The following is a 17,673-nucleotide window of genomic DNA, read 5'->3' as shown; positions in this document are numbered from 1 at the left end:
ATCATGACGCGCAAACGCTTCAAAATCTCCAGGTTCTTTTTTTAATACTCATAATGCCTAGCCTTTTGCAGAGTTTTACGAAAAATCCCTTAAGTTGACGGCATTGGGTCGCGACCTGTCCGTACGAAGAAGAGATGCATCAGAACAAGAAGCACAGCTACTGGAGGCGCAGAAATCCCTTTTATTTTCTTATCTTATATTGCTTTAACAGCCGCAAGAGAACAGAGCCGCACCGCCAATGATGCACAACTTTTTCCAGAACATATATGAGTCACTTCATACATACCAGGATCGGGAGCTAATCATCTGGCCTAAGGGCGGCGGAAATGGCCACACCTCCCTTTCGTATACAGGCAAAGACATAAAATCGCAGATTTCTGCTATCAGGCAGGCTTTGGAAGTGCTACCCGTACAGAACGGGCAAAAGGTGCTATTAGCGGTTCCGGTAGGTTTTAACCTGATTTGCGCTTTATTAGCAGTGATGGCCACTGGTGCTATTCCCGTTTTACCACCTGCCAGGAATTCTAAAATTGCTCTTTTCAGGCTATTATATAGCAGCAACATTAAAACTGTACTGCTAGCTACTAAACCTTCTCTCCTGTTCAGGTTGCTGGCTAAAACACTTCAGATTAAACTACTCTATGTAAGCCAGCTAATAGCAGACACAGCTGCAGTCTGGTTGCCACCGGCATCCGTTTCTCCTGAGCAGCCTGCCCTTGTCTCGCATAGTTCCGGCTCTACGGGTAAGCCCAAACCTATTTACCGAAGCCACTGCGTGTTGCAGGCACAGCACAAAGTGTTAACAGAAATATTCCCGCCCTGGCCCACGCAACGCGACTTCCCGCTCTTCCCGAACATCCTGCTCCATAACCTGTCGTTGGGTATTACCAGCGTTTTACCGGACCTGTCCTGGGCGGACCTGACTCAACTGGAACCGGAACGTATTGTGGCGCAAATAAAAGAGCAGCAAGTAGATACAATAACCGGTAATTTGTTTTATTTTAGAAAGCTGTATAATTACCTGCAGCAACAACATATCACACTACCGCAGGTGCAGGCAATCGGTATCGGAGGCTCTCCTGTGACAGAAGTGCTGGTGCATGACTTAAAAAGTTTTTTTCCTCAGGCAACGTTTTACATCATCTACGGGTCATCAGAAGCAGAACCGATAGCGGTCAGAAAGGCAGGTCCTGAAAAAGAGGTCCCTCATAAAGGGTATGCTGTTGGGAAGATACACCCTTCGCTGGAATATAAAATAGAGGCCATGGGTGATATTGTCTTACCAGGCGGTGCTGCTTATCGTGTTGGGGAACTTAAAGTGCGGGGGGCACATGTGGCCGTAGCCGATAGAGAAAGCTGGTTGAGCACGGGAGACTTCGGGTATGTGGATGAGGAGAACAGGCTCTACCTGACGGGGCGCAAGGGAAACGAGCAATTGCACAGCAGCGTGCAGCATTACCAACTGGAGCATGTGCTCCTGCACCAGCAGGGCATTGCCCGGGCTGCGGCACTAGCAACAGCTGAAGGATTTAACATTTACATAGAAGGCTCTGCACAGGAGGCGGATATCAGGCAGGCATTGCAGCAGCATTTCCCCGCCCATATCATTCGCCAGATTCTCTTCAGAGAGGAATTACCTGTAGATGCGCGCCATCATTCTAAAATACTTTACGCTAATTTAAAATAGATGCACTCGGAGTTTTACAATGTGGAGTTGGACAGGATCCGTTATTCCCTGGTTTGGGAAGACAGTAACACCTTGTATAGGGGGCTGGAGGTACACCCGCACGACCAGGTACTGGTTATTACCTCGGCGGGCTGCAATGTGCTGAATACCCTCCTGAAAGCACCTGCCAGCGTCACAGCCATTGACCTGAACCCGGTGCAGAACAAACTGCTGCTGTTCAAAAAGCACCTCATCCTGCAATATGATTACGCCGCTTTCCGGGCACTCCTGGGTCTGGATGGTCCGGAAAGTGTAGCCGAAGCCTGGAGACAAATAGAAGCGACCTTACCGGAGGACATGCGCAGGTACTGGTCCTCTTTCTTTCTATGCCACCCCAACGGACTAATGGCAGCAGGAAAACTGGAAACTTACCTCAACGGCTTTTATCATACATTAGACAGTAGCCTGCAGGAAAAGCTAAAGCAGTTAATCGACTTTGAGGAGGTAGAGGCACAATACCTTTTCTTTTTGAAAGAACTGCACCACACTCCTTTCCAGGAGCAGTTTACCTTCTATTTTGATGAAGCAAACCTGAGCAAGGGCCGCGACCCGAAGCTGTTTAAGTATGCAGCAGAATCGGGCGGCACTACTTTCTATAAACGGCTGCAAACACAGATAGCTTCCCAGCTGGTAAAAAACAACTTCTTCTTCCGGTTCTTCTTTTTCGGACCAACAGGAATACCACCTGAGATACTGCCGCCTTGTTACCAGGAGCAGAGCTTTAAGCTGCTACAAGGGCAACTGCACAAGCTGAAGGTGGTAAACGCGGAGGCCATAGATTATCTTTTGTCGGAGGAGGGCAGGCAAGTGAACAAGGCCAGCCTGTCTAACATCTTTGAGTACACCAGCCATGCGGAATTCAACCAGGTATACCAGCGGCTGTTTGCTGCCCAGGATAGAGACCTGCGCATGATTTTCTGGAATCTGCTACAGGAGCAAGGCGCCGGTACAGCCGCTGACAACTGGCTGAATGCGCCACTTTCAGCAGCACTTTCCAAAACAGATGCCTGTTTTTACTTCCGCAATGTGCGGGTGCAGGCAAATGTGTTTTCGGAGGCAAGTACTTCTCTAAGTTGAGGAGATTATGAAGTGCTCTGGAGAATTTTACCCACCCCTGCCCCTCCGAGGAGGGGAATAAAACAGAGGGCGAGTTCCTTCTCGGAGGGTCGTTTCATTCTACATCTAAACTGGCGCAAGTTTTCAGAATTGTGTCTAAAATTGATGTCGAATTTACAACTCTACTTGGCCAGAGGCACAATTATAACACACACTCGCGAGATGCGAGCGAAAGTAATTATAGCAGAAAACTCCCCTCCTCGGAGGGGCCAGGGGTGGGTTAATTCATCTGGATATGAACCCACTATTCATATGGCCAAGTAAAGAACGCCTTGCCATTGTTTTGATTCGCAGGTAAACTGATGAAGTTTTATGTAGAAGCCGCCACAGCAGCAAGATGATGTTCATTGTATTTTCACTTTAAACCACCACAAGCATGGAGTCTATTTATTTTACCGCGCCATTTATTCAGCACCTCATGCGGGAGCATGCGCTGGAGCAAAATATCAGGGTACTGGAAGTAACGCCGCTGGCAGTAGACAACTCCGCCAGTATACTGGTGGTGCTCACTGCTGGCAACACAGACAAGCTGATTGGCCACTTTGGGCTGGAAGTGACCTATGAGGCAGGCGGTAAATCAGAAACGAGACGCATGGTGCTGAAAGTGAAGCCGCACGGGAATGCGATTGTAGCCATGCTGAACAGCCTGGCGCAAGCTTGTGGCGGTGAGCTTGCCGAAGTGTATGAGAGGTACAAAGCGCTTACTGGTTTCCAGCACACACACATGCGGGAGCTGGAGGTATATGGAAAGCTACATAATCAACTGATGCCGGAGATATATGGCCTACACGCGGATCCGGAAAATGGAACATACCTGATTCTGATGGAGTACCTGGAGGAGGTGGAGCTCCTGAACTCCGTCAAGACACCGGAAAAGTGGACGGATGCTCACATCCGGGCTGCGCTGCAGCAAGCAGCCGCCTGGCACGCCACACATTTAAACAAAGAACTCCCGCTGGATAAAACCTACTGGTCAGACGCGCCCTCTGCAGTATATATGCAGGACCTCAGCCCCCTGTGGCAGGAACTGCTGCAAAATGCGGCCCTGCGCTTTCCGGAACTGTATACCCCCGTGCGTGTGCAGCTTCTGCAGGATGCTATCCGTCAGATTCCTGCTTACTGGCAGGAACTGGAGCGAATGCCTATGACATTCGTCCACAACGACCTGAACCCGCGAAACACCTGCTTCAAGAGGGATGGAGAAAGCCTGGAGTTCTGTGTATATGACTGGGAGCTTTCTACCTGGCATGTGCCCCAGTACGATGTGCAGGAATTCCTTTGCTTTGTGCTGGATGAGGACAAATATCAATTGCGGGAGGAGTACCTGGAGTCTTACAGAAAAGAACTGCACCTGCTCACAGGACTGTTTGAGGACCAGGAACAGTTTCGCAGAGGCTTTTACCTGGCCGCTTACGATTTTGGCCTGCACCGCCTGGGCATGTACATGATGGCGCACTCCGTGAGCCCCTACCCTTTCCTGCCGCGCGTAGTGAACAGCTTTTTCAATACCCTTGAGCAGGGTCAGATACTCACAGGCTTTTCAAATAAAGCATACCTGGCCGACTCGTAAGGGAGCATGTCGGTAAAGTGTGTAGAATAGTTATCGGATCGCATGAGGCAGAAAATTACCTCTTCGTATAGCTCCTGAAAGCAGAGCATGCCATAGGCCCCCAGGTAATTCATAAGCCCCTGCCCCCGGAAATCAGGATGCACACCTACTGATTTGGCCAGCAGTACTTTTTTCGCCAGCCTGGGATAATCCTGTGCAAAGGTAGGCGACACGGAAACTGGTAAAAGCAGGGGCTGGTAATTCGGGTGGCAGAAGCTCATGGCTGCAAACCTGCCGGACGCTCTGTGCCTGAATAGAACTGAAGAGTACGGGCAAAGCTTCTGCGCGTAAGCATTATTGTAGAGCATGTTAAACTGTTCCCGGGAAACAGGTTTATAGGCTGGGTTGCTCCCAAATACATGCTGCACTAATTCAAATATTTCGGACTCAAATTGCTGCCAGACCTCGGGGGTGACAGGTACAAAGTCATAAGGTATCTTCTCCAGTTCTTCCAGAAATAGCTTCTTATCTGAATATACCGCAGGTATGTCCTCTTTTCGAATGCATCTGCTCTCAAAAGTAATTTTTTGCTCAAAGCCCAATTGCTCCAGTATCGCACCATAGTAGCAAGGGTTGATCGGCTCCCGATCAAAAGCACCCCACGAAGGCTTCTCTGCCAAGCGCAACCGGTACCGCTGAAAAGTATTAAAGTCCAGAGGGCCTGTTATACTTGTCCTGCCTCTTTTGGCAGCATCTGCTTCGAGTAAAGCAAAAGCCTGCCTGTTCAATGGAAGGTTGTCTGTTGTTTCCCAGAAACCGAAATGCGCCTCTCTCCCATCATGCGGGAAAATACCTACCAGCCGGATTTGCTGGTGATCCATGTATACGATGATTTCGTTTCGCTCTGACTCCAGTTCGAAAAGCCTCAGAACTGCAGAACTATCCTCTTTCTGCTTGTAAGGAAGCTCCGCATATAGTTGGTGCACTAGTGTAAAAAAACGCTCTGGCAAGGTGCCGGTATAAGGGAAACGTTCTATCATGTTACAATTTGTATTTCTCCTGTGCTGCCATTCATCAGCACCTGCTCCCCGGACTTCAGGCGCTTTGTTAGTCCGGGCACATTGATGATAGTGGGTATGCCTAGCTCCCGCAATAAAATAACAGAGTGTGATAGCGAAGACCCTTTTTCAATCAGCACACCCAGGCAGGTAGGAAACAGGGCTGCCCAACCTGGATCGGTGCGGAGCGCGCAAATAATTTTCCCGGATACATTCAGGTCGCCACCCGGTTCGGTAATGACCAGCACCTCCCCTGTTACCACTCCCTGGAAGCAACCTGTGCCCCGCAGCATTCCAGCAACCTCAACACCAGACGTCTCCTCTATAACAGGCGGACTCGGTACTACCACCCTGGCAGGCACGTCTTCTTTTCTGTACAGACTAAACTCAAGGCTCCTGTGCTGCACTTTGCTTTTGAAATCTGCTTGTGCAGTTTCTTTCAAAGCCTGCTCAATTTCCTGCTCTTCCAGATAAAAAACATCTCTGGCTGCTTTCAGCATTTCCTGCTCCTGCAGGTAAGTGCCCATGCGCAGGTACAGCGCCCTGTACATACCAAACAGGCGCGTACGTTCTAATCGCAAAGATTCGCGGTAGCGGATAGCCTGTTGCAGTTTCTCCAAGCTCTTCCATAACTTTCTCCTAAACAGCCAACCGCTGTCTTTCAAAAGTTCCTGCAGTTCTGCCCGGGCTTCAGCATTCAAGCTGGTATTACTCTCCTGCACAGGCGCAGGAGCTGCATCGGATACCAGGTAGTTGCGCAGGTACTTATAAAAAATGAGGGGCTGCAGGCGCATGGTCTGCGTTTCCAGTTTCAGTTCACCCACAGTGCGGTCGCCGTACTGGGCGATAAAAGCTTCTGCCTGCGCATGAAAAGCGGGAAATTTCTCCTGTACCTGTTGATGGACGTCCTCCGGTAAAGCAAGAATCAGATTGCAAAGTTCTTCCAGTGGCCACGCCTGGTGGGCCAAAGCCTGCATGGCACGGGTGGGTTGTGTGCTTTCTATTTGGTGATCCCCGGAGAGATAGCGGCTCAAAAACTCATCTGTGTCCTGTATGTCTGCCTTCTTTAGCTTGCGAGCCACCCTACCGTTCATCATCATCACATAAAAATCATTGATGATGGGAGTCGTCCAGTTTTGCAGCAGTTCCCTGTCCAGCTGCTTTTTCATGTTTAACAGTTCTTCAGGACCAAGCTGATGTAAATGCTGCTGGTAAAATTGACTGTAATGTTTCTGAAAGTGCGCATGAAAAGCGGGTACAGCTTGATGAAGCCTGCTGAAAGCCCAGAGCAAACGGGAGAGGTTGATTAACAGGCCGGGCAACAGCTTGGCTTTCTCCAGTAGCGTCTTCTCTCTGTCCTCCACGAAATCTACTGGCTCTTCCAGGCCCATCATCCGCTCCATGTCGGCTTTATTCTGTTTGAAGGACGGGAGCAGTTGCAGCCCTCTGTACCAGTTATTGATGTTGTAGTAGATTCTTCCCTTAACCAGGCCTAGCAACTGCGTGACTACCTGCTCCTGGGCCTGAATCATGTGATGGGGCAAACCCAGCACCTGCATGGTTTGCCGGTATACGGTAGCATAAGCACGTCTGGCAAAGCTAAAGGTGAGCGGTGTGGTCACGCCGCAGTAGCTTTCCTGTATGTTGGAGTTATCGTATACAATAACTTCGGGTATAGCCTGTGTGATAGGTCGCGCCTGCACGATAAAAACAGCGTCTTCGCTTACAACAAATTCTATATCCTGCGGGGAACCGAATGCTTTCTCCACGTGCGTTCCAATGGCGTAAAGTTCCTGTAGCTGTGGGGCTGTCAGGCATGCTGCTTTTTGGATATCTTCTGCTACGGCTGCCGTTTGTAAGCCACCAGCCTCCTCTGATATAAGTTGCGCCTCTTTCTGCGCCAGCACTTTCCTATGGACGACACCCGTGCTCTTCAGGAAATAAAACTCATCCGCATCCACTGCTCCCTGTACCAACCCCTCCCCAAATCCCCAACTGGCATGTATCGCCAGTTCCTGCGGATACTCCGGAAAGGTGGAGAACATTACCCCGCTGGCAACAGGCTGCACCTGCCGCTGCAGGATAACAGCGGGTTTGGCTTCTTGTGTTAGGCCTTTCATTATACGGTAAGCAAGAGCCCTGTCGGAGTAAGCACTGGCGGCACAATTCCTGATGGCATCCAATACATCTTCGAAGGTGATCAGGTTCAGGTAAGAATCCATGATACCCGGGAAAGCATACTGTTTCCCATCCTCATCGGCTATAGAAGAGCGCACAACCACCGGCTGCTGCGGGAATTTCCAGCTTTTCAGCAAGGCTTCTATTGCAGATAAAACAGAAGCAGGAAGTGTAAAATTTTGAAGTTGCTTTTTCCGTTTTACAGCCCCGGCTTCGGTTGCAGGCAGCCCCTTCAAGGCTTTATCAAACACCTCGGCTGGAATCACCGCAAAATCCGGTACAGGAAAACCACTTCCTATAAGCCTGAAAAGCCCATTGGCTTTGCCGCCGACAGTAAATTTCTTTGCTTCATGCTGGTTTTGTAGGAGCATGGCTTTACCTGAAATAAACCTCCACAATAATTGAAAGGTAGCTCACCAGCATGAAGAGGGAAACAAAAACTTCTGCCATCTTCAGCGTTTTTTCCTGCGGCCTCCGGATAGAGAAAAGGTAGAGGCTGAGGGTAGCCAGGTACAGCACCCCCAGCAGCACAAAAGGCCACAGCCGTGCCTGCAGCATCCAAAGGAGGTAACTCTGTACCGCTATCCCCAGGAGTAGGATGACCAGCACACTTACAATAGCCACTACATAGCCCATCGACTTGGAATAGGAATCCACCAGCTCCCGCTCGGCCTCCTGTGCATGTATCTTCCGGGCAATTTCAAAAGAAAAGCCACCCAGCAGGCTCAGCATCGCCAGCATCAAAAAGGTGGTGGAGATACCGTAGTTTTGAACATAAGCGGACCATATCCAGAGAATCACGAGGGGCATGATGAGCATGTGCGTAATGGCATACAGCACCAGCCGCTTCTTCAGGTATTCACTTACAAAAAACTCGTACCGCATCAGCAAGCTATAACCAACCGCCAAAGCCCAGCAAACAAAAGTAGGAATCCCCATCATCCAGGCCCAGGCAAATTCCAGCACCGCACCAACAATGGCTAGTGTCACCAGTTGCTTTATACTCACCCTCCCCGATTGCAGCACCCGCTGCGGGTGGTTGATTGCATCCAGGTCATAGTCTTTTATTTCGTCGAACACCCGCAGCCGATAGAAAAAAGAAATGGTAGCCACAATACCAAGCACCTCTTTCCAGCCAAAAGCAGAAGGCCCTGCAACCGACGAAAACCAGGTAGCCACGGCATGCACCGTCAGGAACAGAATGGCAAACAAGGCCATGTTGATGACAGGGAATCGCTCTTTAAAATAAGCCCACAGGTTACTTGCCATACTATAACTGTAATTAGATATATTTGGTAAATATATAGCTTTTATGCTTCGTCTGCTACACAGGTTCCGTTACGCTTTACTACTGCTTATCGCTGTAGTTTGCGTACTGCTGTGGCCCGGCGTGAAGTCAGCCTTGGTAGTGGACAACAGCCTGACCGTATGGTTTCTGGAAGATGACCCGGCGCTTATTCCGTACCGCACGTTTCAGGAGCGCTTCGGCAACGACGAGGTCATTATACTGGTAGTCAAAGATAAAAAAAGTCTGCTTTCGCAAAAGCATTTCAACGCATTTATAAAGCTAAGCGAGGAACTGGAGGCCATACCGGAAGTGGCAGGCGTGTTGGGGCCCGGCAATGCTACCATCGCTACTCACAGCCCCCTTGGCTCTACCACCAGGCCACTACTTACCGCCAACGCCGACACAATACAATTAAAGAAAACATTAGCGGAACAGCCCATCCTGCGCCAGCAACTCTATACCGACAACTATAATGCCGCCCGCTTCTTAATCATATTGAAATCCCTTCCTGATTTTGATATCAGAAGAGGTGATATAATTGACAATGTAGAGCAGGTGATAGCAAAATACCTCGCTGATGGCAGCTATCATTTGGGAGGCGTGGGCGTAATTTTCGCAGGCCTGAACAAACTCTCACAACAGGACTTCGGGTTCTTTTTAGGGATAGGCTACCTGATGATGTTCCTGCTCATCCTGATTATCTACCGGAAAGCGCTGCTGCTGGTGTACGCTCTCGGCACCGTTGCCCTCGCCACTTACCTGACGCTCGGAATCTATGGTGCGCTGGGATACCGCTTAAACCTGATGACCACGCTCCTGCCCATTATCATTATTCTGCTTGGAATCATGGACGTGCTGCATGTGCTGAATGAACGGAATCAGCTTACCCGGCTAAATCAGGAAAATTCAGCCCCGAAAGAGGCTGCGCTTGCTGCCCTGGCTAAAGTTTTCAGGCCCTGCCTTTTTACCTCCCTCACCACCATGGCAGGTTTCCTGGCTTTGGCAGTAAGCCCGATGGCTATTTTACAAAGTTTTGGTGTGTTTGCTGCGCTGGGTATTTTTCTTTGCCTGCTACTTACTTTTGTTTTGGGCGTTCTGATACTCCCTCACGCAAAACCAGCTGCTAAGACAACAAAAGCAGCCAGCACAGGAATGGCGCGTTTGCTAACCGTTGTGCTACAGCGGCAGCAGTTTTTCTCCCTGCTCTCCTTCTTGCTTGTTAGTGTTAGTATAATGGGGATGTTCAGGTTGAAGAGTGACACCTACACCCTCGGTTATTTCCCGCAGGAGCATACTGTTGTAACCGATCACCAGGCCATGGAGGCTGCCTGGGGACCGTACATGCCACTGGAGCTTTTGGTGCAACCTGCAGAAGGTAAGCAGCTATCAGATAAAGATGTAGTGCAGGCAGCCCTGTCTTTTGCAGACTCAGCCAGACAGTTAAGCGGCGTCGGGCAGGTATTCGGATTCCACTCGCTTTACCAGGCTGGTCTGGAAGCGCAGTTTAAAGAAAAAGGCAGCCGAATGCTGCAAAGCCAGTTTTACCTGACACAGGTGCAAAAGCAATTGGCAACAGATTACCCTCAGCTAACAGAGCAGTTTATTCACGCCCCTACCCAAACGGGCCGTATCACTATTTTCGGGGCTATGTCTTCTGCCCGGGAATTAAATGCTAAAATGGATTCGCTCCTGCAGTACTCCTCTACCACACTGGGTAAAGTGGCAACCGTTACCCCCTCCGGCTATCAGCCCATGTATGCCGACATTGTGCAGTATGTAACCACCTCGCAGGTCAACAGTCTGCTGCTGGCCCTGCTGCTCGTTTTTCTGCTGGTGTGGCTGTTTATCCGAAATTTAAAACTGGCTGTACTTTCTCTTATACCGAACTTCTTCCCGATTCTCCTGATGCTGGGCTTTATGGGCTGGGCGGGCATTTACCTAGACACGGCTACTGCCAGTATAGCGGCGATTGTGCTCAGCTTCTGTGTGGATGATACCATTCACTTTATTTACCATTACCGGCAGCGCCGCAAAAGCGGCCAACCTGCCGCCGAGTCCCGTCTCTCCACCATGATACATGTCGGCCCTGCTATTGTCATCACGAGCGTGGTGCTGTTCTTTGGCTATGCACTGATGATTTTCGGATCTCTCAAAACGGTGGAGTTATTCGGTATCCTCACCACCCTGGCCATTGCAGGTGCCCTTTACAGCCAACTCTTTATCTTCCCGCTGCTTCTGAAGCAATTCGACAAATAATTCTGGGAAGGTTCCCATCTATTTACTCCACAACATTTTGATGTTAAATTTATATTATTTTTGTAATTAATCGTAACTATATCTGGAGTTGAACAAGCAGCGCCCTCTTGCCGGCGGCATTGCCCTGCGCTTTGTGAAAGGAACAGCCGCTCTGCTTGGCTTCACCAAATTTGAGAAAACCTGTGAAGTAGGCGAAATATAAATTGTCCGATAAAGTATAAAAGCTGCCGCATCACCCGCGGTCTACTTCAATCTGTTTACCATGCTTTTTTGGCCACACGCTTTTATATTAAAAAAACAAGCATACAGAATGCGTTAATCACAATAAAATCATATATATTACATAAACTTCACTTTCATTCCTGATTATCTGCACAGCATTAGCTGGATATTTTTATTTACCCTTACGTTCCGGTGCTATACTGTACTTACCATTATGGTAGGCTTGCTTACTGCCTCATAATTCTCCCTTTCACAAACAACATTAAATGAAATGGCTAAATATTTACATTCTTTGGCAGGGGCTGTGCTCTGCCTGTTTTGCACAATAGCTATGGCTCAGCAGCCTACGCTGGAGTGGGAGCAACGTTTTAACATGGCAGGCAACTCAAGTGACTATGCAATATCGGTGGCCATGGATGCGGAAGGGAATAGCTACGTGACAGGTACCAGTATAAGGCAAGACTTTCTCTCCCGAATCACTACCGTAAAATACGCTTCCTCAGGGGAGCAGCTTTGGAAGGCAACGGTTCAGGAGATATCAAATGCCAGAGGCATTGCTGTTGATAATTCAGGCGGGGTATACATTACTGGAGAAAGTAACGGAGATTATCTCACCATCCGTTACGATGCAGCGACGGGCAATCAGACCTGGGTACAGCATTACGACGGCCCCTCCAACAGCTACGATGAGGCAAATGCTCTTGTCGTAGACAATACCGGCGGTGTTTATGTAACCGGAAGTAGTATCGGAGAACATTTTTCGGACTATGCCACCGTTCGTTATGATGCTGCTACAGGTGAACAGACATGGGTACAACATTATAACGGTCCTGAAAATAATATTGATGTAGCCACCGCCATTGCCTACGATAATGCCAGTGGGATATATGTGACTGGTATAAGCAATAATACAGCATTTGTTTCAGATTACGCCACGGTCCGTTATGACGCCAAAACAGGGAATCAGATATGGGTGCAGCGCTATGATGGTCCTGCCAGCGGCGATGACCAGGCCGTAGCCATTGCTGCTGACAATATAGGTGGCGTTTATGTGACCGGAACCAGCATCGGCAGGAATAAGGCCCCTGATTATGCCACCATCCGCTACGACGCCACCACTGGCAACCAGGCGTGGGTGCAGCGTTACGACGGCACGGGCAAAAGCCACGATCAGGCCACAGCAATCGCGGTGGACGATGCTGGTGGCGTATATGTGACTGGTCATAGCTTTGGACCTGATAGCAATACAAACTTTGCCACTGTCCGATACGAAGCTACTACAGGTGAACAGATGTGGGTGCAGCATTATGACAGCCCGGCCAAAAGCCCAGACTATGCCAAAGCTGTCGGCGTGGACAATGCCGGTGGCGTCTACGTAACCGGATCCAGTGGCGGCATGGATTTCATAACAGATTACGCCACCGTCCGTTACGATGCAACTACAGGTGCACAGACATGGGTGCAGCGTTATAATGGGCCAGCCGGTAGTGAGGAGCAGGCCACGGCAATGGCCGTCGGAAATGCTGGTGTCATCGTCACAGGCTCCAGCCTCGACAGTGAATGGTCCTCCGACTACGCCACCGTTCGCTATGCCACAAGCACAGGCGAACAGACCTGGATACAGCGATTGGCTGGTGCAGACAATTCGGATGATTATTCTGTGTCTGTGGCCGTGGATGCAGAGGGAAACAGTTACGTGGCAGGAACCAGCATGAAACAGGAAAATTTTAGCCAGTTAACCACCGTTAAGTATTCTCCTTCAGGCGAGCAGCTCTGGGTAGTGCAGTACGAGAACTATTCCATAGCAGCAGATATAGCCGTTGACAACGAGGGGAACGTATTTGTTACCGGCCACAGCAACGGCGATTACCTCACCATCCGTTACGACGCCTCCACTGGGGAGCAGGCCTGGGTACAACGTTACGATGGCCCTTCTAACAACTATGACCAGGCTTACGCCATCGCCGTCGACAATTCCAGGGGAGTGTATGTAACTGGTTTGAGCACAGGGTTAAACCTTGATTCTGACTACGCAACCGTCCGCTACGACGCAATTACGGGAGAGCAGTCGTGGGTGCAGCACTATGATGGGTCCCTCAATATCTATGATGTAGCCACTGCCATTGCCGTTGATAATGCAGGAGGGGTATATGTCACCGGCTCTAGTCTCGGAACAGAATATAATTCGGACTATGCCACCATCCGTTATGATGCCTCCACGGGAGAGCAGATGTGGGTGAGGCGCTATGTTGGCCCTGACAAAGGAGTAGATAATGCCATCGGCATAGCTGCTGACAAAAGCGGCGTCTATGTAACCGGTTCCAGTGGCTTCAGTAATTACACAACGGATTTTGCCACTGTCCACTACTCCACCACTGGTGAGCAAATTTGGGCACAGCATTACGATGGCCCCGTTGATGGCTACGAATGGGCTATCGCAATTGCCTTGGATAATTCCGGTGGCGTGTATGTGACCGGCTCGAGTGAGGGGCTTTCTTACAATTCTGACTATGCCACCATCCGTTACGATGCCGCCACGGGAGAGCAGCTATGGGTACAACGATATGAGGGCTCTCCAAATGTATATAATACGCCAAGGGATATTATGGTAGACAACTCCGGTGGTGTGTATGTAACAGGCCTGAGCCAAGTTGATGATTCTAATATAGATTATGCCACTGTTCGTTATGCCGCTGCAACAGGCGAGCAGATCTGGGAGGAACGTTATGACAGTATGGGAGAAAGTATTGATGTAGCGGTAGATATGGCTATTGACAACAGGGGGAATATCATTGTCACTGGTTATAGTGATGTTGCTGAAACTGGCGTTGACTTTCTGACAATTAAATACAGCCAATGTCTGGTATTGGCAGAGGCAGACATAGCGGGCGGTACTACTGCAGCGGTCGGCACAGCAGGCGTGCTTTACTCCCTCCCTGGCACCGGTGCCAGCTCCTTTACCTGGAGTATTACAGATAGCGACGGCATGGCTTACACTGACTTTACTGGTCAGGGTACTGAGGCTGTCGCTGTCACCTGGCCGTCAGTGCCTGATTTCTACAAAGTGGCGGTCACCTACGGTGGTAACGCAGGATGCCCTACTATAACGGCAGTCATGTACGTCCACGTTTTCGACCCTGAAGCAGGTTTTGTGACTGGAAATGGCTGGATAGAATCTCCTGTTAATAGCGATTATGAGTTTATGCAGGATAGCAAAAGAGCCCATTGGAGCTTTTCTGCCAGGTATATAAAAGATGCTGAAAACACGGTGCAGGGTGCAACCAACTTTACGCTTCAAGCTGGTGCATTCGCCTTTAGAAGCACAAGCATCGACGACAGGACACTTGTCATCACCGATAACACCGCCTACTTCAGGGGCCGCGGCACCGCTTCTTATGAAGATAACTCAGGCGGATTCGTTACGGATTCCCGTCAGTTCGGCTATTTGGTGGCTGCCACAGATGGCCAGTTCCAGGAAAACACGGAAGCAGACAAATTCCGGCTTGTGGTATGGGTCATCAACGAGGATGGCTCCCAGGGTGCTATTGTATATGACAACCAGGTAGCCTGCCTGTCTTCCGGCATGGACTTGAACATGCCTCCCTGCAGTGCGATTGGGCAAGGTTTCATTGTTATACATAAGCCTATTACCAGGAGTGTGAGCGGGAACGGTTTAGCGTATGCGGAGTATGAACAGAGACTGGAAGCCTACCCTACTGCTTTCTCTGACCACACCACCCTCGCCTTTGCCCTGGAGCAAGACGCTACTGCTTATACCCTGGACCTCTATGACATGAAGGGTACGCTGGTACAGCGCATTGCCGCAGGAACAGCAGAGAGCGAGAGGCGCTATGAGCATGAACTGCGGGCAGGCAGTCTGGCAAAAGGATTGTACCTGGCGCGCCTGACAACCGGCAGCAAAGTGCAGACAGTAAAGCTAATTGTACAGCATTAAACTATAAAGCACCAGGCCTCCTGAAACATGAGGCGGCCTGGTGCTTTGTCCTGGCAAGTATATATTTTTCTTCTGAATAAATACTAGATTACTCTAATATCAGAATCTACTGCCACTAATAATAACTTCCTGGGAAATTGTGGCGAGCGTTTTGCCGCCATACATACTTCATTTAGCTACATCATAAGCAGCCTCTTTTGCATCTATAAAGTACAGTACTGGCACTGCATGCTCTGCCTCGGCTATGTAGGCGCACTCAAGCATATCCCTCGTTCCAATAATTGCCTGGTTCTTAATTATAGTGGAACCTCTGTTCACTGCAATATCATAGAACAGAATTCAGGAAAATAAAAAGCAATACGCCTCCTGATATTGCACATCCAAACAGAAGTGGCAACAGAGCCTTTCAATAAAATGAATAATGCATCAGCAGTTCAACATTAGTATACAATTACATTCAGAGAAATCTCTCTACGTTAGAATCACGTAAAGTGAAGCTTATCTTGATACTATTGTAATCAGAAGCCGCTACCAAAAGCTTACCATCAGTAAAAAAATTATACTCATGCTGAGCAGAACCTCTGGTATCTTTTGTAGTAAAAGATAGGTAGCAGGAAATTTTAGATATCATGGATCCACATTATTCTGAAGAAAGTATCAACTCCTTTTTTATAAACCAGATAAAGGATTATGCAATATTTGCAACAGATACAAAAGGCATTATTACCGCCTGGAACATAGGAGCTGAACGCCTTAAGGGCTATACTGAAAAAGAAATTGTAGGACAGTTTTATGGTATTTTGCACCCGTATGAATACCAGCAGGCTGGGGTACCCGAACAGGAATTAGATATTGCCTTAGAGAAAGGTTCCTATGATGTTGAGGCCTGGCGCAAACGCAAAGATGATTCCCTATTTTGGGCTACCGTTACGCTTACTCCTATTTTCTCTGCTGATGGGCAGCATGTGGGCTACACTAAGATTACCGGTGATATCAGTAAACAAAAAGAACTGCAGGACAAACTGGCCGAACGGCAGCAAGGTGCTTTAGAGCATAAAAACAAAGAACTACAAAAAATAAACCATGACCTGGATAACTTTGTCTATACAGCCTCTCATGATTTGCGTTCCCCTATTGCTAATATCGAAGCACTGACAAAGCTGTTAAAAGAAGAATTAACCGAATCTGACTGCCTTAGTACTGAAACAGATGAGATTTTGCAACGGGTGCTGACGTCTATCAGCCGCTTCAAAAGTACTATCGAAGATCTAACAGTGGTTAGCAGGTTACAGAATGACGTCAGCGAAGGTTTAACCGATGAAATAATTAATATTAAGGAAGTTTATGAAGATATAATTGCTGATTTAGGCTATCCTACTGAACTGAATGTATGTTTCATTCAGACAGATTTCAAGGTGTATCAGCTCAGGTTCTCAAAGAAGAATTTGAGAAGCATTCTATACAACCTCATCAGCAATGCCATTAAATTCCAATCGCCGGAACGTGACTGTATCATTAAAATTCATACCCAATTAGAAGAACCTTATGTAGTGTTAAGTGTAGAAGATAATGGCGTGGGCATCGACGAGCTTCATCATGAGCATCTATTTACCATGTTTAAGCGTTTTCATGAACATGTTGAAGGCACCGGAATCGGACTTTTTATGGTTAAAAGGATAGTAGAAAACGCCGGTGGTAAGATAGAGGTGGAAAGTAAAAAAGGGATCGGTACGGAATTCAAGATTTATTTTAAAGAAGACATGTAGAAATCAGGAGCAAATATATTACTTAATTTTACCGCGATTTCTATTCTACTAATACAGGTTTAATACAGGTTAAGGAGGTGGAACAACAAAGCACAATGGTTACAAAGCCAGAAAAATGGCAACAGATAAATGTAGTATTGGTAGTAGATGACGATGATAACTGGTGTTTTGTATCAAAAAAAATCTTACAAAAAGCCGGAGTCGGGAAAGATATCATTACGGCTAATAATGGACAGCAAGCGCTTGAAATTTTACAGGCGTTTGCAGCTGAAGGTAAAAAATTGCCTGAACTAATCTTTCTGGACATAAAAATGCCATTAATGGATGGCTTTCAGTTCTTGGAGATAGCAACAAAATCCGCAGAACTGGACCTAAGCCGTACAAAAATTTTTGTGTGTAGCAGCTCATTTCTTTCCAAAGACAAAGATAGGGCTAAACAATATCCTGTTGCAGGTTTTATCACCAAACCTTTAACTCTGGAAATTTTAAGAGACATTCTACCTTCTGATTGAAAGGCTTATACTGTATACGTTATAAACTTTAGCTGACGGCAAAAACA

At 48.3% G+C, this 17,673-nt stretch carries 10 protein-coding genes; 7 read left to right on the top strand and 3 right to left on the bottom strand.

Annotated elements, in window-relative coordinates; translation table 11 throughout:
- The first annotated feature begins 238 nt into the window (after positions 1-238).
- From DXT99_RS14375 to DXT99_RS14365, 3 genes are all read left to right on the top strand, one after another.
- Positions 239-1,687, top strand: a complete 1,449-nt coding sequence (locus DXT99_RS14375; RefSeq protein WP_115566262.1) for an AMP-binding protein — start codon at positions 239-241, stop codon at positions 1,685-1,687.
- Positions 1,688-2,803: a DUF3419 family protein gene (locus DXT99_RS14370; protein WP_115566261.1), complete on the top strand. Its 1,116-nt coding sequence runs from the start codon at positions 1,688-1,690 to the stop codon at positions 2,801-2,803.
- Between the two features lie 415 nt (positions 2,804-3,218).
- A complete protein-coding gene (locus tag DXT99_RS14365; protein ID WP_115566260.1) occupies positions 3,219-4,412 on the top strand; it encodes an aminoglycoside phosphotransferase family protein in 1,194 nt (397 codons plus the stop codon).
- Here the strand turns inward: DXT99_RS14365 and DXT99_RS14360 are convergent.
- From DXT99_RS14360 to DXT99_RS14350, 3 genes are read right to left on the bottom strand one after another with little or no spacing between them, the layout of a single operon-like run.
- On the bottom strand, positions 4,364-5,431 hold the full coding sequence (locus DXT99_RS14360) for a hypothetical protein (protein ID WP_115566259.1): 1,068 nt from the start codon (positions 5,429-5,431) through the stop codon (positions 4,364-4,366). The two genes, DXT99_RS14365 and DXT99_RS14360, sit on opposite strands and share 49 nt — an antisense overlap.
- Positions 5,428-7,998, bottom strand: a complete 2,571-nt coding sequence (locus DXT99_RS14355; protein WP_115566258.1) for a PEP/pyruvate-binding domain-containing protein — start codon at positions 7,996-7,998, stop codon at positions 5,428-5,430. The genes DXT99_RS14360 and DXT99_RS14355 overlap by 4 nt, the downstream gene beginning before the upstream one ends.
- Before the next feature lie 4 nt (positions 7,999-8,002).
- Positions 8,003-8,896, bottom strand: coding sequence for a UbiA family prenyltransferase (locus DXT99_RS14350; protein ID WP_115566257.1), 894 nt, complete (start codon positions 8,894-8,896; stop codon positions 8,003-8,005).
- Between the two features lie 43 nt (positions 8,897-8,939).
- Here DXT99_RS14350 and DXT99_RS14345 point away from each other — a divergent pair, with 43 nt between their 5' ends.
- From DXT99_RS14345 to DXT99_RS14330, 4 genes are all read left to right on the top strand, one after another.
- Complete coding sequence (locus DXT99_RS14345) at positions 8,940-11,171, top strand: efflux RND transporter permease subunit (RefSeq protein WP_115566256.1); 2,232 nt, start codon at positions 8,940-8,942, stop codon at positions 11,169-11,171.
- A 553-nt stretch (positions 11,172-11,724) separates the two neighbouring features.
- The gene (locus tag DXT99_RS14340) at positions 11,725-15,348 is read left to right on the top strand and encodes an SBBP repeat-containing protein (RefSeq protein WP_181885134.1); all 3,624 of its coding nucleotides are present in this window, start codon (positions 11,725-11,727) and stop codon (positions 15,346-15,348) included.
- Positions 15,349-15,977: 629 nt separating this feature from the next.
- Positions 15,978-17,114, top strand: coding sequence for a sensor histidine kinase (locus DXT99_RS14335; RefSeq protein ID WP_115566254.1), 1,137 nt, complete (start codon positions 15,978-15,980; stop codon positions 17,112-17,114).
- Positions 17,115-17,191: 77 nt separating this feature from the next.
- A complete protein-coding gene (locus DXT99_RS14330; RefSeq protein ID WP_147294230.1) occupies positions 17,192-17,626 on the top strand; it encodes a response regulator in 435 nt (144 codons plus the stop codon).
- Positions 17,627-17,673 lie beyond the last annotated feature (47 nt).

The organism is Pontibacter diazotrophicus (genome assembly GCF_003367245.1).
Classification (GTDB): domain Bacteria; phylum Bacteroidota; class Bacteroidia; order Cytophagales; family Hymenobacteraceae; genus Pontibacter; species Pontibacter diazotrophicus.
Note: the sequence above shows the minus strand (reverse complement) of the source record. Positions and strands in the feature narration are given on the sequence as shown.

Bases quoted from the DNA above. Each gene is read 5' to 3' on its own strand.
- DXT99_RS14375 (WP_115566262.1), top strand. From the start codon at position 239: ATGATGCACAACTTTTTCCAGAACATATATGAGTCACTTCATACATAC.
- DXT99_RS14370 (WP_115566261.1), top strand. From the start codon at position 1,688: ATGCACTCGGAGTTTTACAATGTGGAGTTGGACAGGATCCGTTATTCC.
- DXT99_RS14365 (WP_115566260.1), top strand. From the start codon at position 3,219: ATGGAGTCTATTTATTTTACCGCGCCATTTATTCAGCACCTCATGCGG.
- DXT99_RS14360 (WP_115566259.1), bottom strand. From the start codon at position 5,431: ATGATAGAACGTTTCCCTTATACCGGCACCTTGCCAGAGCGTTTTTTT.
- DXT99_RS14355 (WP_115566258.1), bottom strand. From the start codon at position 7,998: ATGCTCCTACAAAACCAGCATGAAGCAAAGAAATTTACTGTCGGCGGC.
- DXT99_RS14350 (WP_115566257.1), bottom strand. From the start codon at position 8,896: ATGGCAAGTAACCTGTGGGCTTATTTTAAAGAGCGATTCCCTGTCATC.
- DXT99_RS14345 (WP_115566256.1), top strand. From the start codon at position 8,940: ATGCTTCGTCTGCTACACAGGTTCCGTTACGCTTTACTACTGCTTATC.
- DXT99_RS14340 (WP_181885134.1), top strand. From the start codon at position 11,725: ATGGCTCAGCAGCCTACGCTGGAGTGGGAGCAACGTTTTAACATGGCA.
- DXT99_RS14335 (WP_115566254.1), top strand. From the start codon at position 15,978: ATGGATCCACATTATTCTGAAGAAAGTATCAACTCCTTTTTTATAAAC.